The following is a 21,256-nucleotide window of genomic DNA, read 5'->3' on the forward strand; positions in this document are numbered from 1 at the left end:
GCTCCTTTGCGCCTTTGCGCGAAACATAATTTAACTGTAAAATAGAAAAAACCCCGGAGGTAGAATTACGGTTTACGCACGTCCCCTAGCCAGATTAATCGAACAATTGCAACGGCTACCCGGAGTTGGACCCAAAAGCGCCCAACGATTAGCTTTGCACATCTTAAAAAGACCAGAAGCAGAGGTAGAGGCCTTAGCCCAAGCACTTGTTGACGCGAAAAAACAGGTAGGTTTATGTAAAGTTTGTTTTCACCTTTCATCAGATCCAGTCTGTGAAATTTGTCGTCACCCTCAACGAGATAATACAACTATTTGCGTAGTTGCAGATTCCCGTGATGTGATTGCCTTAGAAAAAACTCGTGAATTTAAAGGTAAATATCATGTTTTATGTGGTGTAATTTCCCCTATGGATGGTATTGGACCAGAACAGTTAACCATTCAAGCTTTAGTGAGACGGGTAAGTGAACAAAAACCCCAAGAGGTGATTTTAGCCATTAGTCCCAGTATCGAAGGGGAAACCACAACATTGTATATCGGTCAATTACTAAAACCATTTACTAAAGTAACCCGTATTGCCTTTGGTTTACCCGTCGGTGGTGATTTAGAATATGCTGATGAATTAACTTTAGCCAGAGCATTAGAAGGACGGAGAGAGTTAGATTAAAAGTAGCAAATTTCATTACCAAAATGTTTTTTACCAATTCCTTAGAAAATCAACTGCAAGAGTGGAATAATACCATTAACGTTCAACCAAATAATGTTAATGCTTATGTTCGTCGAGGCATGGTTTATTTTAAATTAGGAAAAATTACCGAATCAATTCAAGATTTTGATCATGCAGAAAAGTTAGATATTCAAATTACTCCTTATCTGTGGCAACGCGGGTTAAGTTATTATTATGCAGAACGATTTGCTCAAGGTGCAAAACAGTTTGAAATTGATTTAACTGTTAATGCTCAAGATGTGGAAGAAACTGTCTGGAGATATCTTTGCATAGCTAGATTATCCGGTGTTACAGCAGCTCGTAATTCTTTATTACCTGTGAAAAATGATCCGCGAAAAATCATGAAGTCTGTCTATGATTTGTTTGCAGGTCATTGCACAACAGATGATGTTTTGAATGTGGGAAAATTGGCAGGATTAAAAGGTAAGTTTTACAGTCATCTCTATTTGGGTTTATATTATGAAGCTGAGAATAATTTAGAGTTAGCGCAGGAATATATAGTTAAGGCTGCTGATGAGTATAAAATTGATGATTATATGTGGTATTTAGCCGTAGTGCATAAGCAGTTACGGGAATGGGAGTAATATATGAAATACAGTAGGGCTGATTCCTAATAAAGAAAGCTGCTAAACAAGCTGAGGCTGCTCTCAAAGTGTTAATCAACTCGTTGTTTGGCTTTTATGGGACTTCTGGTGTTGGTTTTAACGATATAGAAGCTGCTGCACTGGTTACAGCTTATGGTAGACGGATTCTGCGATTCATGATTGATGTGATTGAAAAAGCGGGAGGTATCCAGGTTGAAAGTGATACTGATGGTGTGTTCTTCTCCCACTCTGAACCTCTGCTGATATTTGAAAAGCTGCAAAATGCTTTACCTACTGGTATCAAAATTGAGTTGGAAATTCTTGCTCAAGCGATGTTTGTTCCCTCTAGAGGAGCTAAGAATTATATTATCTGGCATGAAGATGGTAAAATTACTACTAAGGGTTCATGGCGGAAAAGAGACCGTTCTCGTCTAGAAAAGGAGTTTCCTTTGAACTACTTGACACAATATCTTCTGTCAAAGTCTAAGGCAGAACAATATTACCAAGAATTAACAAAGGTTATTCGTTCTGGTGATTTTCCTGTGGAACAGTTACAGGTTACTCGGAAAATTAAGAAGGGTGAAAAGGCTCTTTTGGTTCTGGGTAATACTGGGGATGTTGTGACGTTTTATCAAGGAGTTCAGGGATTGACTAATTCTGAAGGCTATTCCAGTGGGTATTATTTGGAGTTGATGGCTAAAAAACGAGATGAGTTACTTTCGGTTGTTGAGCCTCAAGGTGATGTGGGGAAGCAGTTGAGTCTGTTTTGAGTGAGGAGTTATGCTAATTATGAGCGATCGTCTATGGTAATAGAGGATCGCTGCCACATACAGGACAGATATACATCCATTTTCCTTTATGTTTTCGATGATCTGAGTGTCTATGGAAACAGTTAGGAAACTTAAGGATACGGTGATTGTTACCATAGCAATGTTGCACAACCCAAAACTGACCACATTTAGGACAGGAACAGTATAGACTTGTTCCTTTTCCAGACCCAGAACTTCCTGATATTACACGTCTAGTCAATTCTTGTTGACTTATTTTATTTGGTATCCAATGGGTCTGAATGTCTTGTTCCAAATTAAGTTTATGTCCGCAAAATAGACAGTCGGTTGAAAAGCTACCGTGGTACTGAAACATTAATCTAATTAATTTATTAAGCTGCTTATTTGCTCCCACGCCTGGCTTAAATGCAATTGCTCCATATTTGTGGCTGATAAATCTATCTTCACTTGTTCCAAGCGTGTCATCAAACTTTTCCTTTAGTACCCTGTTGATAGGAACTTCACCCCAAAAATCAATTTGTTGATCTGTATGCAAAATAAAACTAGCTGTCCCGCCTAAAGAATACAAGTATTTATCTTTAGCAACATCTATAACATCATAAACAAATTGTTTACTTCCTTGGTGTTTATAGTTACGATATTTAGCATCAAAGTAGTAAGTTTTTGTGTCGCTATTGGTTGATATATCTATCCTAATATCAGGAATTCTTAAATGATTAGAATTAGTATATTGCTTAGGTTGATACCATAGTGAAACATTGAATTGACTACCATCATCAAAAGCACCTTGAAGACGAAATACATTATTTATAGGTATTTTAATCTCTCCTTTCTCAATTCGCATACTCTCAAAAAGAGTAGGTTCATTGAGGGGAGGACGCATATTCAAATTTGTAACAAAAGCATTGTATAGCCGGACAAAGCACCAAATTTCGTATAGTTCCCATGTAGAACGAACTTGACCTTGATAGGTAGCTTTAAATAGCTTGATAACTGGTTGAATTTTAGGAAAAATACTGCTTTCAAAATTCATGTACTCTTCAAAAATAGAAGCATAAGCGGGAGAGCCGATTAATCGCTGAGATGGTAAAGATGGTTCATTTGGAGTTAGTAACTTATTTAACAATTGACTATGACGAGCATTTGTTGCCCATTCTGCACAGTCTCGCAGTTGAGCGACTATTTTCGATATAGTTTTCCTTTCCTTTCCTCTTTCCTGATTAAATTTTTGAACTTGCTCTTTAGCTCTAGTCAAAAAGCTTAATATTTTTGAATCTTTGGCATAAATAGGTGGTGAAAAGCTATCATCAATTTCTAACTTTTCAAGTGAGTTAGCAATCCCATTAACTAAATCCTTTAAATAAACATCAAGTATATAACATAAAAATTCATTTTCAGAACATTGAGTAGATTCAAATTGGGTTAAAGCCATCATTCTCTGCTTAGAAGGATCTATCTTGGCTTTGATTAAAAGTTGTGGCGAATTAATTAATTTTCGTGTATCAACTAAACCTAACTCTCTAGAAAAACTTCTCAGGGGACGTTTTTCTATTACTACCCAGTTACCTTGAACAACTGATGCTAATTTTAATAAGGAAGTTGCTGTCAATAATAACCCTCTACTGTCAGAGAATCCCATTCCAGTCATTGTAGTTTCTACGTCTTCCCCTACAGGAACTTGTAATTGACTGGTAACACAACTAGATGCCGAAAGTGCCAGTAATCCTATTTCAGTAATTAATTGTTCTAATTCCTGCTCTGTTAAACCCGCTGGTTTCACTAACAAGAAAGCTTCAGGACTACTATTTACGGGTTCACCTGAAGCATCCAAGAGTATAGCGGTTATTTGTCCTGTTCTTGACGCTACTCCTTTACTGATTTCTTCCTCGTGTTTCGTTCTTTGAGGGAGTTGCCACCTATTGCTGCCTATTTTTAGAAGTGGAATTATAGAATCACTCTTCAAACCAATACTTCCATCCCATAAACCCTCTATCTGAACATACCAACGTCCACTGTACTGGCGAGTGTATTGTACATCATCTTCCCAAGGTAGCTCACCTCTAGAATCAGCAAAATAAATTTTTGGATAAGCCATAAACATTCACTTTATCCCCAGTAGCTAACATTGCGCCGTCTAGTATCGTGGATTTGATTTCTTAAATTTTCAATTACATCTGGAGTACCGAAATGAGAATAATTATTTTCAATTTCCTCTAGCCATTCAAGGCAAATATTTTCTCGCTCTTCATCCTTGAAAAAAGAAATTCTAGGCAGAAGTTTCGTAAAGAGAAAGTATCCTATACATTCTTGGGCTGTTAATTCGATAATTCTAGAAGCTGCATAGAAAACTTTATAATCTCTTTTTACTCTATATCCTAAAGGTATTCCACACTGAGATAGGTAAAGTGAGTTCCAATTTGAGATAGTATACCAACTATCGTTAAATTCATCATTACTGTTATCAGCTTGGAGAATTTTATTATCTAATTCTTTAAATAAAGATGGTATATATGTTTTTGCAATTGGATTGCTAGAAGGGGTTGCATTTGTATCTTCAGCAAAATCAGGCAAAGGATAGGTAATGACGAAGGATCTATCTATTACTTTTGGACTGATATTATAAGTGGTTTCATCTGAATTGAGAGTTCCAACCAAAATTAAGTTTTTAGGAATTGAAAATTCAGCCGGATAAGTATTTAAAAAATTTTGAAGTTTAGCCAGTCTGTTACTTTGTTCAGATGTTTTTGATTTTTGGGATTGTAATAGCTTAATCTCTTGTCTAATTTGTACTTCTATACTAGGTGAGTAGAGAATTAGCTTTTGCGCTCCTTGACCAGACTTGGAATATTCTAAACTTGAGAGTAAGTCAGCAGCATAATTTTCAATTCGAGCTAAATTGAGTTCATCTAAACACACTAAAAAAAATTGTTCAAATTTTTCCTGAGCTTGTTGTAATGCAGTTAAAAAACTAGAGGGATTAAAGCTATCATTAACTGGATTGTAGAATCCTAACAAATCAGACGAATCAATCCAAGCAGGTCGAACAGGAATAATTTTACTATTACCATTTAAAATGGTAGCAGATTTTTCTACAAGGCTTGTCTTCCCAACTCCAACAGAGCCATTTAATAAAATAATCTGCCCAGCATATAAAGAAGTTAATACAGACAATAAGTAGCTAGTTTTAATATAGTTGGGTAATAGCAGTCCTCTAGCCCTAATATTGGCATTCCAGTCTTGGTAATTTAGTGATACTCTCTCTTTCCCTCCTTTTGTTTTTAAAACAAAGGATAATTTAGGTTCTTGAGCTAATTCTTCATATATTAGTCTTTTATATTGACTTAAATATTTTTTATATATTGGATCATTTTTACCTCTAACCATACCTAAGAATTCAATCTTACCTCGAACAACATGATGAAACCGTTTTGTGTTTTCACTGCTTCTAATTTTTAAATATTTGTATTTTTTATCATATCTACTACTATACTCATCTGCTGCCTTCTCAATTCCAAATTTTTGCCAAGCATGAAGCAAAGCTCGGATTTGTCGGACAAATTTACGATTTACGTTAGGACGATGGTTAACTGTTAAACCCGTTACTTCCTGACGATAGTTTTGAGTTTGCAACCTTACTTTTCTTTCATTTACTTCAAAATTATTACTATTAATTATTTCTCGTAATTCTTCTCCAACAACAAATTTTCTTACAGATCCATCATTAATGACATATCCTAGTGCTTCTGGAAACTCCTCTAAATTAGTAGAGAAAGTGACATCATCAGCATATCTTGTATATGTTGCTTTATGTTTTTTTGCTAGTTCTAGTAATTGCCTATCCATTTTTGCACACACCATGTTTGAGACGATAGGTGATGTGGGTGCGCCTTGAGGTAACTGATCCTTATAACAGCATATTTTTGCCAGTAGATTAGCTACTTTATCATTCGCGTTATATGGTTGTGCCATAAACATGGCTCGAACTCTTTCAAAGTTAATTGATGCGAAAAAGTCTTGAATATCTAAATTTAGAACATATTTCTTTTTAGTATGAGCTTTGGCATTAGTTACAATACTTTTTTTTGCTGTAAAACCATGTACGCATGGCTTAGGTTGATAAACAGGTTGTAGTATTTCTTTGCTGAGTTTTTTTTGTATATCTAGTAGAGGAAAATATCCTTCTCCTTCATATATTTTATAACGTTCCGAGCTACTTATTGGTGTTCTTATTGTTCGTACATCACCAGATTTTTTAGGAATTTTAAATTCCCTGTATATTTCATCTACTTGTTCAAGTAGCTCAATTAAACTATGATAGTTAACGCCTAGTTTTTCTGCTACAAGTTCTGGAGATAAGCAATATAAGTCTTTCAAATTCATTTAATGTATTTAACAAGAAAGGTAGAACGTTTCTGTACTCGAACATAAAAGTGACCGAAAAGGGCAAGGGTTTAATTCCCCTACCAAAATCACAGATTTGGTAGCTTGGAACTCGTGGATATTGAAGCCTTTAACATCTTATACCCTTCTGCCTTCTTCACCAAAGTTTTAATCCTTCTAAATTATGGAGGTATATACAGGTCTATTCCGAAGCCTTTTTTTCCGAACCTTGGGAACCTTACGGTAACTCGTTGCAGGATCAACAACGAAAATCAATAGTTACCTGTATATACCTCTGTAACAATATTTCTTTTTATATCCCTTGTCAAGAGTATGTTTGTAAACTTTACATTTACATAAATATACCTGGATACCCTTAGAGCGATCGCTCATGTACGACAATACAATTGCCGTACTACCATGCCAACATACTTATACTTTGGTGAAAACGAATTCTTTCTAACTCGCACCATCAAACAACTAAAAACCCACACTCTAGATCAACAATGGGCAAACTTTAACTATACAGAATACCCCCCAGAATCTAAAGAAACCATTCCTCAAGCATTATCCGATATCATGACACCACCAATTGGGAGTGGAGGAAGATTAGTACATTTACCCAACAGCACATTACTGGGAGTTTGTCCAAAAGAAATTTTGTTGCAGTTGGAGTCCATTCTCCCCAAAATTCCCTCCACAAATACCCTCCTTATCACCAACACTCACAAACCTGACGCGAGAAATAAATCAGTCAAACTCCTACTGGAGTACGCACAGGTACAGGAATTTCCTCTCATTCCCCAATGGTAAACCCAAGCATTAATACAGCAAGCTCGTACTATAGCTGATGAAGTAGGTGTAACACTCACCACCGATGCCTACACAGTATTGATTGATTACACAGGCAATAATACACGACTGATATTCACCGAACTAGAAAAGCTCAAAACTTATGCTTTGGGTAAAACAGTCAATGGGGATATGGTGAAAGAATTAGTCTCAGAAAATGCTGCTAATAGTTTACAACTAGCTAATGCCATTCGCTTGGGTAACATTGCTCAAGCATTAGAATTTGTTGAACGCCTAATTAACTGTAACGAACCAGCTTTAAAGATTACCGCTATATACTCAACACGGCTTAATTATTTGATTCTGTGGGTAGGGGTTTAGCACTGCTCATTGGTGTCAACTTAACGTAAAACCCATAACCCGCCTGGGAATAAATTCCCAGTCTAATAGCGGAAGTCATCTAAAGATGACTGAATACTAGGAAAATTTATTAGTCCGTTTTAACGGACTTGAGCTATTAGACAGGGAATTTATTCCCTGGTGGGTGTGAAAGCCAATAGATAAGCCATTTCTAACTTAAGTTGACACCAATGAGCAGTGCTAAACCCCTACAAATCTAGGTTTTTCATGATTTCGTAAAAGTCCATTTCCCAACCGTGTTTAGTATAAATCGTGAGTCGGCTTTTAGAAATTAATGCGGCGATAAACTTCACCAAGAGGAACTTCTACATTTAAACTATGTACTAATATAGACTGATCAGGATGATCATAAACTTGCCATTGCCAGCGAACTGCTTGCAGCAGCGCTAGTTCCCTCCGGGACGCTCCGCGAACGCTATCGCTACTATCATCAAGTTTGTGATAATGCTCAATATAGGGTTCAGTTTGGCTAACTAGTAGATATTCGCAAAAGCTAGGAAGGGAGCGATACTTTCTAAATTTATCACCTCTATCATAACCTTCAGTAGAGGGTGATAAAACTTCCACAATCACCAGAGGATTGAGAATTTCGTCAGTGCGCTCACCGTTCAATTGTGGTTGTTCATCTACTACCATTAAATCAGTGTAAGTTCCACAGTTGTATTCGGGAATCCAAACGCGCAAATCGCTATTATATAAACGAAAATTGGTATCTCTGAGCAAAAATCCCAAATAGACTAAGAGGTTACTAGCGATCGCACTATGAACTTCTGAACCTCCAGCCATAGCGATAATTTCTCCGTTCCGATATTCATGTCTTTCGGCTGCGGTTTCCTCCATCACTCGATACTCATCTGGAGTGAAGTGAGTTGTTGTTATATCCTGAGTAATATTGGGGGGACTGGTTTGAGTAATAACCACGATCAAACCTCACGAATAATTGGTTTTATTTCAAGATAGTTCTTCCTTATCAATTTTATGATAACAAATTTTAAATCAATTGTCAAGCCCCAAATACAGTTTTTTGCGATCGCTATTTCTGGGTAAAGGAAATGAGCTAAATCAGGTCTAAATTGAAAGCCATAATTTTTTATAACCAGAGTCAAGGTCAGATAAAATTATATAATAATTTGGTTTTGATGAGGTAAAATGTTTACTCTATTGAAGCACACATTTTTTAAATATGGATGCTAGAATGGACGCTTTTGGGATCAGAGTTCGCTATTTCAGAAAAAGTTTAAAACTTTCCCAAGATGAATTGGCTGAAAAATCTGACTTACATCGTACATATATTGGTGCTGTAGAGCGAGGTGAACGAAATATTAGTTTAATGAATATTTTTCGTTTAGCTGATGCTCTTCAAGTTACAGCTAAAGATTTGTTTGATAATCCAATAGAAAATGGAGAAAACACAAAATGATAAATGAAGATGATTTACTGAATATAGCTATAGTAAATATTAGAAAAGTTTCAAAATTTAAACCTTATAAAAGCTATTCTGGTGTCAATAACAAAGAGGAATTTCAGCAATTAATAGCTAATGATCCTGCTTTTGGCTCTTTAGGTTTGGACGACGAAAGATACATTATTGCCAGAGTGGGAGGAAATCTTGTAACCTCCTTACATCGCAAACTTGGTGATATGTATGAGAATTTATTTGCCTATTTATTAAAAGAGAGTTTTGGATTAAATGAGAATGAACTACACTTTAGTGTCAATGTTAAAATTGGTAAACGTGACCAGGTTCGATCCACTGATGGATTAATCAGAAAAGATAAGTTCAATCAAAATATTCCCTCAGATTGGATTAAATATGAAGGAATAGGATTTGAAGTCCGTTCATGCTATCAAATTGGTGATTCTAAAAGAATTCAGGCTGATTATGATATGTCCTTGGCTTTGAAGTCTTACGAAATTCTGCCTGTAATGTTAATTTTCTGCAATACATCTTTAAAAAGCCCTGTACTTAGATTATCAAAGAGTTGGGAACTCTATGAAGGAAGAAACAGTTTTGATTTAGTTCATACTATTACTGGTTTCGACCTTTATAATTTCCTTCAGATAAATTCAGAGTTGTTGAAAAAAGAGATAGATAATATTTTCTCATATTTTCTCTAATTTTTAATACATACTGCTGTTTCATACAAACGTTTTTTACCACCCCTTTTCCTAAAGGAAATTATTTTCTCAACTTCAAAACCCTCGTGTTGAAAAAGCTGCCCCAAAATCACCTCTGTAAATATCTCTACATTTGAGAGCCTAGAATTACCCACAACGTAAACACCTTGAAAATTTCTGGATACGCTCTGTTTTAAACATTTTATATGTTTCCACAAATCAATAAAGTATTTGGTGGCATAATTACACATCAAGATATTTTGATTTTTAAGCTCATCATAGTAAGAAAGATATGGCTTAATCTCATCAGGAACTATAATTAAATCCTTCTGTAAAATTGAAGTCGCTCTACCCCATGTTCCACCTATTGCTTGTAAATCTATTTCCGTAGCTTCACTAATATCTTCTAATAGTTCTAAGAAATGCAATTGAGGTCTGGTTTGATGAATATAACTATAACGATTTGGATAGGGAGGTGAAGTAATTACAAAATCTATAGAACGATTAATAATCGTATTTTGTAAGTTGTTTGTGGAATTACCGACTATAATGGAGTTAAAATTTGAAAATAATATTTGCTTTTGATTGAGCTTGATCAAATCTTCCTTTATGTTCTGGAGATTTGTACTAATTTCCAAATAAACATCTATCTCCCTCTGATGATTATCATCAAATGTAATAGTTGGATGATTTCTATGAATATTTGCACAATCTAAACACGCTTTATTCAAAGATAACCAGATATATTCAGAAATAGGATTATATTTTTCCTGATTCATTATCTCACGGCAAATAATCAAATTCTTTAACACATGAATTTTCCACCAACGAAAGACATTATGAATAATTGGAACTCTGGTATTGAATATCTCAATAACATCTTCTAGTGAAAATGTCTGATATTTTTTAATCGTATCAAATATTTCTTCAAGATAAATATTAATTAAATGCGTATTATCAATATTCCATAGTAACGACTTATTTCCCACTTGCTGAAGTAGAGGATTAATCTCAATTCCCATAGCCTTAATTCCATGCTTCTGACATTCAATAACTGTTGTGCCTCTACCACTAAATGGATCAACGACAAAATCATCTTTACTAATTTTAAATATATCAATAAAAAAGCGAACTAAATTTGGCGAATAGCTAGGGGTCAGCCGATACCATCTATGTACTGACTCTGTTTGTCCTGCTTTAAATGTGATATCACCTATATCAATTTCTTGATAGTTAAAACCAGACTCCTCAATGCTTCTATAAAAACAGTTAGCAATATGAGTATTTCTATCTTCAAATAGTGATAGTTGTTGAAACATGATAACTTTAATAGTAAATTGCTACTTAAAAGTAGCACAAAATGTTCATATTGGCAATACTGCTTCAACTATAAATTTAGACTCTCCTGCCACCCACCACTATAGTACATAAGTTCTATTTTGGCTAATTTACTACCATCTCAAAAATTCATCCCTAAGATTCTTTGATCCCCCTTTATCAGTTGTTACATACAGTCCTAAACTGGAGATGAGAGTGAAAGGCAGTTGGGAGAAATTTTGTGAAAAAAGTTTTAGCAATTATTCTGGGTGGGGGTGCGGGGACCCGGCTTTATCCGTTAACTAAACTCCGCGCCAAACCAGCAGTACCAGTGGCCGGGAAATATCGTCTCATAGATATACCTGTTAGCAACTGCATCAATTCCGAAATATTCAAAATCTACGTCCTGACTCAATTTAACTCAGCCTCTCTGAATCGTCACATCGCCCGTGCTTACAACTTCAGTGGGTTTAGTGATGGGTTTGTAGAAGTGTTAGCAGCACAACAAACCCCAGAAAACCCCAACTGGTTCCAAGGTACGGCTGATGCTGTGCGTCAGTACATCTGGATGTTACAAGAGTGGGATGTAGAAGAATTTCTGATTCTTTCCGGTGATCACCTTTACCGCATGGATTACCGGCAGTTTATCCAGCGGCATAGAGATACAAATGCTGATATTACACTTTCCGTCATTCCCATGGATGATCGTCGCGCCTCCGATTTTGGCTTGATGAAAATTAATGATTCAGGTAGGGTAATTGATTTTAGCGAAAAACCCAAAGGTGAAGCTTTAGCACAAATGCGTGTTGATACCACCATATTGGGATTGACAAAAGAACAAGCCGCATTACAGCCATATATCGCCTCCATGGGGATTTATGTCTTTAAAAAAGATGTTTTGATTAAGTTGTTGAAACAATCTTTAGAACAAACTGATTTTGGTAAAGAGATTATTCCCGAAGCTGCTAAAGATCACAACGTTCAAGCCTTCTTATTTGATGACTACTGGGAAGATATTGGGACAATTGAATCTTTTTATGAGGCTAATTTAGCCCTGACGAAGCAACCCCTTCCTCCCTTTAGCTTCTACGATGAAGCAGCACCAATCTATACTCGCGCTCGTTATTTACCACCTTCTAAACTGCTGAATTGCCAAATCACAGAATCTATGATTGGTGACGGTTGTATTTTGAAAGATTGTCGCATTCAACATTCAGTTTTGGGAGTGCGATCGCGCATAGAATCAGGATCTGTAATTGAAGAAACCCTGATCATGGGCGCTGACTATTATCAACCATCTGTTGAAAGACAATGCAGTTTAGAGGAAAATGATATTCCCGTCGGTATTGGTACAGACACCATTATTCGCCGTGCCATCATTGATAAAAATGCCCGCATTGGTCACAATGTGAAAATTATCAATAAAGACAACATCCAAGAAGCAGAACGAGAAAAGCAAGGCTTCTACATCCGTAGCGGCATTGTTGTTGTTCTCAAAAATGCTGTAATTCCTGATGGTACAATCATTTAGTTAGTAGTGATTGGTAATTGGTAATTGGTAATTGGTAATTGGATGATTTATCTTTCTTGTCCCCTGTTCCCTGTTCCCTATTCCCTATTCCCTATTCCCTATGACTAAATTAATTTTGCTAATTGGTCTTCCTGGTAGCGGTAAATCAACCCTAGCAAAACAATTATTCACAGAATGCCCCCAGATGCAGCTAATTTCCACAGATGCTATCCGGGGGCAGCTTTTTGGTTCAGAAGCAATTCAAGGACCTTGGCTGCTAATTTGGCGGGAACTGGAACAACAATTGCAAACAGCCATAACCGCAGATAAAGGGGTGATTTTCGATGCTACCAACGCCCAAAGGAAAAATCGCCGGGAAGTGATTACCCTAGCCCGTAATTGTGGCTTTAGTTATATTATGGGGGTTTGGGTGAGAACTCCAGTTTGGCTATGTTTAGCAAGGAATCAAAGCCGGATTCGCCAAGTTCCTGAAGAGATAATTCTCCGAATGTCCCGTCAACTCCGGGATGCTCCCCCCAGTAAAGAAGAAGGAATAGATGAACTTATTTTCTGTTCATCATGGCAAGAGTACGGGAATTGCGCCAGTACATTCAGCAAGAACCACACTTAATTTTGGCAATTGTTTGTTAGTTTAACATCAGAATCTTTTGCCTGGCACTAGTACCGCAAGGCGGAAGTCAAAAGTAATATTCAGCAAGCTTTTTGGCGATTAAGAATGGTTGGTTTATTTGCGCCGTGCTGTACTAGACCAAATAAAAGGAAACAGGCCACAGAAAAAACTCAGCCCCCACAAAGGTTGATTAATAGTAAATTTCATATCTTAGAAAAAAAACATAACCTAAATTTATACAGGAGGCTAGTAGATGGCTGCAACCGACTTTAAAGACTATTATGCAATGTTAGGAATTAGTAAAACCGCCACTTCAGAAGAAATTAAACAAGCTTTTCGGAAACTAGCCCGTAAATTTCATCCTGATGTTAACCCCAATAACAAACAGGCTGAAGCCAAATTTAAAGAAGTTAATGAAGCCTACGAGGTATTATCTGACCCAGATAAACGCAAAAAATACGACCAATTTGGTCAATATTGGAAACAAGCCGGTCAAGGTTTTCCCGGTGGTGGTCCTGGGGATATGGGCGGAGTTGATTTTGGTCAATACGGCAGTTTTAATGACTTCTTAACTGAATTATTTGGTGGTGCAGGTCCTGGCAGCGGACGACAAAGTTACTCTTATCGAACTTCTCCAGGTAGACCAGGTGGCGGTTTTAACGATGTTGGTCTTCAAAATGGCGGTGCTGGTGGTACACAAGATACAGAAGCTGTAATTATTTTAACTTTTGCCGAAGCATTTTCCGGTGTTCAAAAACGCTTTAGTTTAGGCAGCGAAACTATTGATGTGCGTATTCCTGGTGGCGCTAAAACTGGGACTCGTCTACGGGTGAAAGGAAAAGGCCAAATTAACCCCATGAGTCAACAACGGGGAGATTTATACTTAAAAGTAGAATTACAACCCCATACTTTTTTCCAACTTGAAGGGGACAATCTGGTTTGCGAAGTCTTAATTACCCCTGATGAAGCCACATTAGGTGCAGCGATAGATGTACCCACACCCGATGGTCATGTCAGTGTTAAGCTACCTGCGGGAGTTCGTTCTGGTCAATCTCTGCGCCTACGTGGTAAGGGTTGGCCTGTAGCTAAAGGCGGACGTGGTGATCAATTTGTGAAAGTAGCGATCGCTCCCCCAAAAGACCTCACACCCCAAGAGCGGGAATACTATGAAAAAATTCGAGCTATCCGTACCTATAACCCCCGTAGTCATTTAGCACAAGTTAAATTGTAAATATTATTGAGGGTATTTCCGTAAACAACGATCTATAAATGTTATTTTCTATTCCTTATAGGATTTTTACCATTTTATGATTTATGCTATGCCTGTGCCTTAAATAATCGCCTCTACAAGCCTTCTGGAATGATCATAAATTTTAACAATCATTACCGAATTACTTGAAAATCACTGAGTTCCTTTTGCATCAAGGCCTTAATTCCCCTTTGGATCTCAAAATCAGCAAACGGACAGTATCTAATGCTTGCTTTTAAAGTTACATTCCCTGTATAATCACAAGTGTCTGCTCAAGTCTTTGTCGGTTTATACACAAAATAGTTAGTTAGGGTTTGCTGAATAAGTACCCAAAGCGAACCTAGTAGTTCCTCAAATTTATTTTGACAGGTAATGATCGGAAAAAACTTCTGTTTTTCCCTCCCCTACTCCCCCTGCCCCTCTTTTCCCCCTGCTTGCCTTTACCCGTCATTTTTGGATTGACAGACAATATCTTGTGAGGAGTAATATTTTGAAGATAAAAAAGCATTCTATTAGGCTAGTCAATTATTTCAGACATTTTGTCTACTTGAGTTTATGGCTAACCTTACCAAGCTTACTGCTGGGAACAACTATCTCAGTTAATTCCGCATCTGCGGCAGATGACATGGTAGCAGCAAATCTCAATAATGACTTAATTACAGATAAAACTGCAACAACCACTTCTTTAGCCGATACCAAACGAGTATTCACAGCCGCAGACTTAAAACCAATACCCGTGAATGAAATTAATAGCCTACAAATAATTACTAATATTAATTCTGCAAATATTAAGGCATAAAAATAACTTCAGTTTAGTCTAAACTCCAGGCAAAATGTATCTAAAATTATATGATCATGAGATTTTTCTTGAATTTATAAATCATCAATCTTGTCAATTATTTGAAATCAAATTTAAAAAATCATAAATGTGTCATTTTTTTCGTCGAGAATTTTTATTCCTGCTCCAAAATGAGTAGCCTGATAGTATATATTGACAAAATATGAAAGAATATTTAAGCTTTATAAGAGTTTATTTCAAGTCATCCTTGACAGTTTTGTATGGGAATTCAAAAAGAACATCATCAGATGCTTACTCAGTTTACGACAGAATATGATCTGCAACCAATTGCAAAACATTTATCAACTATTATCAAAGAATCTTTGGCGAGTGTTTCATCAAGTAAATGTCGTCAAGGAACGATTCTAGTACCAACGTTTGTCATTTGGTTTGTAATTCTCTCCACTATCCGTCGTGATTTAAGTTATTTAGGAATAATGGATTGGATGATATCAGGATTGAGGTGGTTATCCTGTTGTCTACCAAAACAACTTATTTCTGAAGGTGCTATGAGTCATGCCAGAGTTCGTATAGGATTAACAGTTTTTCAACTAATATTTAAAAAACTCACTTCTAGTTTGACAACATTGAAATATGACTTTCATAAATGGACTACAGTAATATTTGATGGTTCCACAGGTACGACACCTGATACTGAAAGTAATCGTGATAAATTTGGGAAGTCTAAATGTGGTCGAGGAGAAAGTGCTTTTCCCATGCTGAGAATAGTCACATTAATATCAGCATCAACACGCCTGATCCTAGATTTTACCTATGGTTCGAGCCAAGGTAAAGGAACTGGTGAAAGGACTTTAATGACTAAATTACTGGCACAATTTAACCAGAAAAACTTATTATTTTTATTAGATGCTGGTTTATATTCCTTTGCAACTATTTTTAGTATTCGTACAAAAGAATGCGACTTTTTACTTAGGGTAGCTTCTAATGTTAAACTACCTGTTATCTCTGATTCTCGTTTGCCAGATGGATACATGGCTAGATATCCAGATGGAAGTTATTTATCAGAAATTAATGGCAAAATTCTCAATTTAGAAAAATCTACAGAATCGCATAAACAATGGAATCAGGAAAGTATCATTGTCCGAGTTATTGAATATCAAATTCCTGGTTTTCTCCCTCGTCGTTTAGTTACTAGTATTATTGACCCTAATATTTCTGCCAAAGAATTAATTATTCACTATCATTGCAGATGGGAGGTGGAAATTAGTTTCTGTGAAATAAAAACACATCAATGTGCTACGCTCAAAGGACAAATGCCCACTATTTTTCGGAGCAAAACATCTGAATTAGTCGAACAAGAACTTTATGCTATGTTAATTGCTTATAATCTACTCCGCGATTTAATTTACCAATCTGCTAACGAATATAATAAAAATCCTTTACTCCTTAGTTTTCTTGAATCTTTGCAACTAGTTATAGATTTAGTACAACTCATCAGCCATTCATCCTTAAAATTACGAGAAATTCAACATCAATATTTATTATCATTAATTTCCCAGTCTGAAATTGATCGCCCCCGACGAAAACGTATTAATCCCCGTGTTGTCAAAATTAAAATGTCCAAATTCAAGCGCAAAAACTCTTCCCATAAATCTGAAATCAGAGATATAGAAAAAGACTTGAAAATCCTTCCCCCACAAGCAGTTTGACAATTTCATTCACGGGTATTGGACTTAAAACCAAAGGTTGAATCTACTCCTGGGCAAAAACAACTAATTGCCCAAAATGCTGACAGTGATACCAATGATCTCAATAAAATCCGTCAAGAGTTATTAGTTGAACCCCTAATCAAGGCTAAAATCGTCAAGCCTAAGCCAACTTACGCACCAGGACTCAGTTTTGCCGGTACTAGTGCCTTCGGAGCTAATATAGGTGACGCTTTCATAGGAGCAACAGGGGCAACCGCTGGTACGAGAGGTGACCGTCTAAGAGATATAGACGGAAGTATCGGCCTCGGTGTTGGTTTAGGTAACTCCCAAAAAACAGTTGGTCTGGAATTGTCCTTCAACAACGGTAGTATCAAAAGATTTGGTAGCAATGGCAGTTTTAACCTCAAAGCTCACCGCATTGTCTATGCCAAAGGAACTAATCAAGTTGCTGTAGCTGCCGGCTGGAGAGCTTTTGCTCAGTATAAGACTAAAGCTAGTCGTGAACCTCTTAGACCGTCCACCGCCTATGGTGTGGTAACAACTTACTCCCTGTTAAAGCCTAATGATCCTGTTAATAAAATGCCTATCTCCTTCTCATTAGGGGTTGGGGGCGGCGACTTCCGCCAAGGTGATGACAGTACGGGTGTATTTACTGGAGTCGGTGTGCAAGTTCATCCCCAAGTAGGTGTGGGTCTAGGTTGGAGTGGAGTTGGTTTGAACATTGGGGCTTCCTTTATTCCTGTACCGACTTTACCCTTAACAATTACAGCCCAAGGTGCTGATCTAACAGGTAACAGCACTGGTGGCACAGTTTTTGCCTTAAGCATAGGTTATGGTTTCAATTTTTTACCTAAATAAACACCTCAATATTTAAGTAATCATCATGTTGACAATCAGAAATTTCCTTTTTTCCCTCAGTCTCAGTCCTCTATTGGCACTGGCTTGGCAATTACCAAACCAAGCCCAAAATACCAGTGGTACAGCCGGCACTAACAGTGGTGCTAGTACTGGGGTTTCAGAAACTAGCACTGTCTCCAATCCTCCAGTAATATCAACACCAACAGGACAGACCATCACTTCTATCATAGTACCAGGTGTTTCTTTCGGCATTACTACTGGTGTTTCCACAACAGGTGAACTATCGGCAATTAGTACAACGATTCCAGTTTCAACAGCGACCGTAGCATCAACTTCAAGTAGCGTCACTGTGACAAACAGTGCAACGGGAAACTCTGTTGTGATCACTCTTCCACCGCAAGTTCAGGTTGCTGTGAATCAGTCGGCTGCTGCTATTATTCAGACTCTTAGTACAACAGGCGGTGGTGGTGCTAACGTTGTTTCACTGCTGACAGGCGGTGCTGGATCACAAGCAGCAGCAGTTGCCCTGACAGACAGTTTAACTACTGCGGGTATTTCCCCACAAAAAGCACAGGCATTAGTCGCAGCCCTGGATGGGTTGTTTGGTTCTACTAAAGCTTCCTTATCAAATCTGCCTATAGCTCAAGCAACATCAGGACAGCTAGTAGCTAGTAATAAAGCTTTGAAACCTATTCTTGTTATTGCTCAATTTGGTGCAGCAATAAATGTAGATATCAACAAGCTGAACGATGCCATTGTTGCCTACAATGGCATTATTCTCACCAGCGAGGCAGAAAATCTCAGGAAACTTTATAAGGATACCGATTTCGTTGGTATTGCTAAAGTTCTCCAAGAATTAAGAACGTCAATTCAATAAGACTCCATCACAAAAGTATCACCAAATAGAACGAAAGGCACGGAAGCCACTTGGCTTTAGAGGGTGTTTGAAAAGTTATGGTTGATGTATCAAATATTTTTTACCCCACCCTAACCCTCCCCTTGTAAAGGGGAGGGAACTGGATTTTTATTGTTTCCCCCCTTTACAAGGGGAAAGGGGGGTAGCAATGTGATGAAAATTACGGAATACCACTTTTCAAACATCCTCTTAGACAGTGGAGGAAGTGCCAACGGCGAATTTATTCGCGGTGACATGATAGAATTAATTAGCAAGTAGGAATAACCATCAGCGCAAAGAAGTGTTTTATTAAGGAGAAACCCCTGATTTATCTCGTCTCGGCATAGCCGTAGCCTGGGTAAACAAGCAATGGTAAATCATGGAGCGTTTAACATTAAAAATTGATGGACTCACAAAAGCAGCAAAAAAAAATCAAAAGTAAGCGCAATTGCAATACCTGTCGTACTGGTAGTTGCCTTGAGCGTCTAGGAGGATAATTGACTATCCTTTTTAAGCAAGTCTTAAAGAATCTGCGTGTCTTTAGACCGCAGAGTGTCAATAAAAAGCACTGCTTCCACTTATCTGTTTCATAGTCGGGGCAGTGCTAATGCTATGAGATTATTAGATTAGCGATTGAATTTAAGTTCCCACAGCACCAGAGTAAATTAAACCTCGCTGCATATCCAAAGTCAAAATCGCCCCATCCTTAATTACCTGTGTCGCTTCCTTGACACCCACAATCACAGGCACACCAAGACGTAAACCAATAACAGCGGCGTGACTTGTGAGACTTTCTTCCTCAGTAATAATCCCCCCGGCTTTGCGAATTGCTTCCACGTAATTAACACCAGTGCGGGATGCCACCAAAATATCACCAGGGTTGAAATTACTGGCATCCATAGCATTATGAACTACCCTAGCGCGGCCACTCACAGAACCTTGTCCTAGACCAATTCCCTGACCGAGTACGGCAGTAACTATTTCTACTTTAATCAAGTCCGTTGACCCAGAAACGCCCTGAAGTGTACCAGCAGTCATGACCACCAAATCACCTTCAGTTAGGAGGTTTTTTTCCTGGGCAACATTAATAGCCGCTTGGAACGTCTGACCCGTAGAAGGTAATTCTAGCACCAACAGCGGTCTTACTCCCCATACCATCTGTAACTGTCGTGCCACATTAACATGAGGTGTAATGGCTAAAATTGGGGTTTTGGGACGGAACTTAGAAACGTTGCGGGCTGTAGCCCCGGTTTGTGTCAAAGTCATAATTGCTGCCGCGCCCAAATTCTCCGCAATTTGACCAACAGCTTGGCTAATCGCATTGGGAATAGAACGCCTGTTATCTCGTGACAGACGGGAGTTGGTGTTCAGGGTTTCTTCTTGTTCAATGCGTTCAGCAATTCTGGCCATAGTAGCTACAGCTTCCACTGGAAAACTACCAACAGCGGTTTCATTGGAAAGCATGACCGCGTCCGTACCGTCTAAAATCGCGTTGGCGACATCAGATACTTCCGCACGGGTGGGACGGGGGTTGCTGACCATGCTATCGAGCATTTGGGTGGCGGTAATGATGGGAATTCCCAAACGGTTGGCTGTAGCAATCAGCCGCTTTTGCAGTACGGGTACATCTTCGGCAGGTAATTCTACCCCTAAGTCACCTCTGGCAACCATTACGCCGTCACACAAAGACAGAATTGCTTCCATTTGTTCGATAGCTTCGTGCTTTTCGATTTTGGCAACCACAGGCACATTTTTGCCGGTGCTAGAAATTAGTTCTTTAATTTCGATAATGTCCTGGGGATTGCGGACAAAGGAAAGGGCTACCCAGTCAACACCTTGGTCTAGACCGAACATCAGATCCTCTCGGTCTTTGTCGGTCATGGCTTTAATGGATAAGTAAACTCCCGGAAAATTAACACCTTTGTTGTTGGAAAGTTTACCGGGAACTGTAACCCGACAATGTAAATCACCTTTTTCGTGGTTAATTTCCTCCACTACCATTTCGACTTTGCCATCATCGAGGAGGATATTTGAACCAACGGGAACTTCATCTGCTAAGTAATCGTAGGTAACGCAGCTTATTTGCTGTGTTCCTTCGATGAGGCGATTTGTTAACGTGAAGCGATCGCCTTTTGCTAGAATTATAGAGCCAGTTTCAAACCGACCCAAGCGGATTTTTGGACCCTGTAAGTCTTGCAGAATTGCTACTGGTCTATTCAGTTCAAAAGCAGTTTGCCGAATTAACCGAATACTACGCTGATGGTCAGCATGAGTTCCGTGGGAGAAGTTTAGCCGCAGGGTTGTTGCACCCGCTTCGATGATCGCTTTTAGCATTTCTGGGCTGCTGGTAGCAGGTCCAATAGTAGCAACAATTTTAGTTCGGCGCTGAGAATCTCTTAATTTCGTCATGGGCTGGGTTCAAGATTTTTGGGATCTACCTGGGAATTTATCGTCATGTTTTCTCATACCATTTGAGATTTGA

General features: G+C 38.0%; 19 protein-coding genes. 14 read left to right on the forward strand and 5 right to left on the reverse strand.

Annotated elements, in window-relative coordinates:
- The first annotated feature begins 64 nt into the window (after positions 1 to 64).
- From recR to HGD76_RS05190, 3 genes are read left to right on the forward strand one after another with little or no spacing between them, the layout of a single operon-like run.
- Entirely contained in the window at positions 65 to 664 is a 600-nt protein-coding gene (recR, locus tag HGD76_RS05180; RefSeq protein WP_015078902.1) for a recombination mediator RecR, read from the forward strand.
- A gap of 23 nt (positions 665 to 687) precedes the next feature.
- Positions 688 to 1,308: a tetratricopeptide repeat protein gene (locus HGD76_RS05185; protein WP_168695158.1), complete on the forward strand. Its 621-nt coding sequence runs from the start codon at positions 688 to 690 to the stop codon at positions 1,306 to 1,308.
- 29 nt (positions 1,309 to 1,337) lie between these two features.
- On the forward strand, positions 1,338 to 2,078 hold the full coding sequence (locus HGD76_RS05190) for a DNA polymerase domain-containing protein (protein ID WP_267904369.1): 741 nt from the start codon (positions 1,338 to 1,340) through the stop codon (positions 2,076 to 2,078).
- A 31-nt stretch (positions 2,079 to 2,109) separates the two neighbouring features.
- Here HGD76_RS05190 and HGD76_RS05195 read toward each other — a convergent pair whose 3' ends face one another.
- Together HGD76_RS05195 and HGD76_RS05200 are read right to left on the reverse strand one after the other, a co-directional pair.
- Positions 2,110 to 4,191 (reverse strand): nuclease domain-containing protein, encoded by a 2,082-nt coding sequence (locus tag HGD76_RS05195; RefSeq protein WP_168695159.1) that lies wholly within the window; start codon positions 4,189 to 4,191, stop codon positions 2,110 to 2,112.
- Between the two features lie 11 nt (positions 4,192 to 4,202).
- Complete coding sequence (locus tag HGD76_RS05200) at positions 4,203 to 6,476, reverse strand: reverse transcriptase domain-containing protein (RefSeq protein WP_168695160.1); 2,274 nt, start codon at positions 6,474 to 6,476, stop codon at positions 4,203 to 4,205.
- 420 nt (positions 6,477 to 6,896) lie between these two features.
- Here HGD76_RS05200 and HGD76_RS25130 point away from each other — a divergent pair, with 420 nt between their 5' ends.
- Both HGD76_RS25130 and HGD76_RS25135 read left to right on the forward strand, forming a co-directional pair.
- Entirely contained in the window at positions 6,897 to 7,289 is a 393-nt protein-coding gene (locus HGD76_RS25130) for a hypothetical protein (RefSeq protein WP_233467047.1), read from the forward strand.
- Between the two features lie 78 nt (positions 7,290 to 7,367).
- Positions 7,368 to 7,649: a DNA polymerase III subunit delta gene (locus HGD76_RS25135; protein ID WP_233467049.1), complete on the forward strand. Its 282-nt coding sequence runs from the start codon at positions 7,368 to 7,370 to the stop codon at positions 7,647 to 7,649.
- Positions 7,650 to 7,952: 303 nt separating this feature from the next.
- On the opposite strand, the gene HGD76_RS05210 is transcribed toward HGD76_RS25135, so the two are convergent.
- Positions 7,953 to 8,609 carry a Uma2 family endonuclease gene (locus HGD76_RS05210; protein WP_210967726.1) on the reverse strand — a complete coding sequence of 219 codons (657 nt, stop codon included), beginning with the start codon at positions 8,607 to 8,609 and terminating at the stop codon, positions 7,953 to 7,955.
- A gap of 262 nt (positions 8,610 to 8,871) precedes the next feature.
- Here HGD76_RS05210 and HGD76_RS05215 point away from each other — a divergent pair, with 262 nt between their 5' ends.
- Both HGD76_RS05215 and HGD76_RS05220 read left to right on the forward strand, forming a co-directional pair.
- A complete protein-coding gene (locus tag HGD76_RS05215; RefSeq protein ID WP_041457682.1) occupies positions 8,872 to 9,108 on the forward strand; it encodes a helix-turn-helix domain-containing protein in 237 nt (78 codons plus the stop codon).
- Positions 9,105 to 9,806, forward strand: a complete 702-nt coding sequence (locus tag HGD76_RS05220; protein ID WP_168695161.1) for a type I restriction endonuclease — start codon at positions 9,105 to 9,107, stop codon at positions 9,804 to 9,806. Before HGD76_RS05215 ends, HGD76_RS05220 begins: the two co-directional genes overlap by 4 nt.
- Here HGD76_RS05220 and HGD76_RS05225 read toward each other — a convergent pair.
- On the reverse strand, positions 9,803 to 11,125 hold the full coding sequence (locus tag HGD76_RS05225; RefSeq protein ID WP_015078892.1) for a DNA methyltransferase: 1,323 nt from the start codon (positions 11,123 to 11,125) through the stop codon (positions 9,803 to 9,805). The two genes, HGD76_RS05220 and HGD76_RS05225, sit on opposite strands and share 4 nt — an antisense overlap.
- 239 nt (positions 11,126 to 11,364) lie before the next feature.
- Between HGD76_RS05225 and HGD76_RS05230 the strand changes: the two genes are divergently transcribed.
- From HGD76_RS05230 to HGD76_RS05260, 7 genes are all read left to right on the forward strand, one after another.
- Positions 11,365 to 12,654 (forward strand): glucose-1-phosphate adenylyltransferase, encoded by a 1,290-nt coding sequence (locus tag HGD76_RS05230; protein WP_168695162.1) that lies wholly within the window; start codon positions 11,365 to 11,367, stop codon positions 12,652 to 12,654.
- A gap of 100 nt (positions 12,655 to 12,754) precedes the next feature.
- Positions 12,755 to 13,264, forward strand: a complete 510-nt coding sequence (locus HGD76_RS05235) for an AAA family ATPase (protein WP_015078890.1) — start codon at positions 12,755 to 12,757, stop codon at positions 13,262 to 13,264.
- Between the two features lie 253 nt (positions 13,265 to 13,517).
- Positions 13,518 to 14,495: a DnaJ C-terminal domain-containing protein gene (locus HGD76_RS05240; protein ID WP_168695163.1), complete on the forward strand. Its 978-nt coding sequence runs from the start codon at positions 13,518 to 13,520 to the stop codon at positions 14,493 to 14,495.
- A 508-nt stretch (positions 14,496 to 15,003) separates the two neighbouring features.
- Positions 15,004 to 15,312 carry a hypothetical protein gene (locus tag HGD76_RS05245; RefSeq protein WP_210967727.1) on the forward strand — a complete coding sequence of 103 codons (309 nt, stop codon included), beginning with the start codon at positions 15,004 to 15,006 and terminating at the stop codon, positions 15,310 to 15,312.
- A 260-nt stretch (positions 15,313 to 15,572) separates the two neighbouring features.
- The gene (locus HGD76_RS05250) at positions 15,573 to 17,021 is read left to right on the forward strand and encodes an IS4 family transposase (RefSeq protein ID WP_168694730.1); all 1,449 of its coding nucleotides are present in this window, start codon (positions 15,573 to 15,575) and stop codon (positions 17,019 to 17,021) included.
- A gap of 18 nt (positions 17,022 to 17,039) precedes the next feature.
- Positions 17,040 to 17,879 (forward strand): hypothetical protein, encoded by an 840-nt coding sequence (locus tag HGD76_RS05255; RefSeq protein WP_210967728.1) that lies wholly within the window; start codon positions 17,040 to 17,042, stop codon positions 17,877 to 17,879.
- A gap of 25 nt (positions 17,880 to 17,904) precedes the next feature.
- Positions 17,905 to 18,756: a hypothetical protein gene (locus HGD76_RS05260; RefSeq protein ID WP_168695164.1), complete on the forward strand. Its 852-nt coding sequence runs from the start codon at positions 17,905 to 17,907 to the stop codon at positions 18,754 to 18,756.
- Between the two features lie 657 nt (positions 18,757 to 19,413).
- Here the strand turns inward: HGD76_RS05260 and pyk are convergent.
- The gene (pyk, locus tag HGD76_RS05265) at positions 19,414 to 21,183 is read right to left on the reverse strand and encodes a pyruvate kinase (RefSeq protein WP_168695165.1); all 1,770 of its coding nucleotides are present in this window, start codon (positions 21,181 to 21,183) and stop codon (positions 19,414 to 19,416) included.
- Between the last annotated feature and the right edge of the window lie 73 nt (positions 21,184 to 21,256).

This window comes from Dolichospermum flos-aquae CCAP 1403/13F, assembly GCF_012516395.1.
GTDB lineage: Bacteria > Cyanobacteriota > Cyanobacteriia > Cyanobacteriales > Nostocaceae > Dolichospermum > Dolichospermum lemmermannii.

Bases quoted from the DNA above. Each gene is read 5' to 3' on its own strand.
- HGD76_RS05225 (WP_015078892.1), bottom strand. From the start codon at position 11,125: ATGTTTCAACAACTATCACTATTTGAAGATAGAAATACTCATATTGCT.
- HGD76_RS25130 (WP_233467047.1), top strand. From the start codon at position 6,897: ATGCCAACATACTTATACTTTGGTGAAAACGAATTCTTTCTAACTCGC.
- HGD76_RS05260 (WP_168695164.1), top strand. From the start codon at position 17,905: ATGTTGACAATCAGAAATTTCCTTTTTTCCCTCAGTCTCAGTCCTCTA.
- HGD76_RS05240 (WP_168695163.1), top strand. From the start codon at position 13,518: ATGGCTGCAACCGACTTTAAAGACTATTATGCAATGTTAGGAATTAGT.
- HGD76_RS05250 (WP_168694730.1), top strand. From the start codon at position 15,573: ATGGGAATTCAAAAAGAACATCATCAGATGCTTACTCAGTTTACGACA.
- HGD76_RS05200 (WP_168695160.1), bottom strand. From the start codon at position 6,476: ATGAATTTGAAAGACTTATATTGCTTATCTCCAGAACTTGTAGCAGAA.
- HGD76_RS05215 (WP_041457682.1), top strand. From the start codon at position 8,872: ATGGATGCTAGAATGGACGCTTTTGGGATCAGAGTTCGCTATTTCAGA.
- HGD76_RS05185 (WP_168695158.1), top strand. From the start codon at position 688: ATGTTTTTTACCAATTCCTTAGAAAATCAACTGCAAGAGTGGAATAAT.
- HGD76_RS05220 (WP_168695161.1), top strand. From the start codon at position 9,105: ATGATAAATGAAGATGATTTACTGAATATAGCTATAGTAAATATTAGA.
- HGD76_RS05235 (WP_015078890.1), top strand. From the start codon at position 12,755: ATGACTAAATTAATTTTGCTAATTGGTCTTCCTGGTAGCGGTAAATCA.
- HGD76_RS05195 (WP_168695159.1), bottom strand. From the start codon at position 4,191: ATGGCTTATCCAAAAATTTATTTTGCTGATTCTAGAGGTGAGCTACCT.
- pyk (WP_168695165.1), bottom strand. From the start codon at position 21,183: ATGACGAAATTAAGAGATTCTCAGCGCCGAACTAAAATTGTTGCTACT.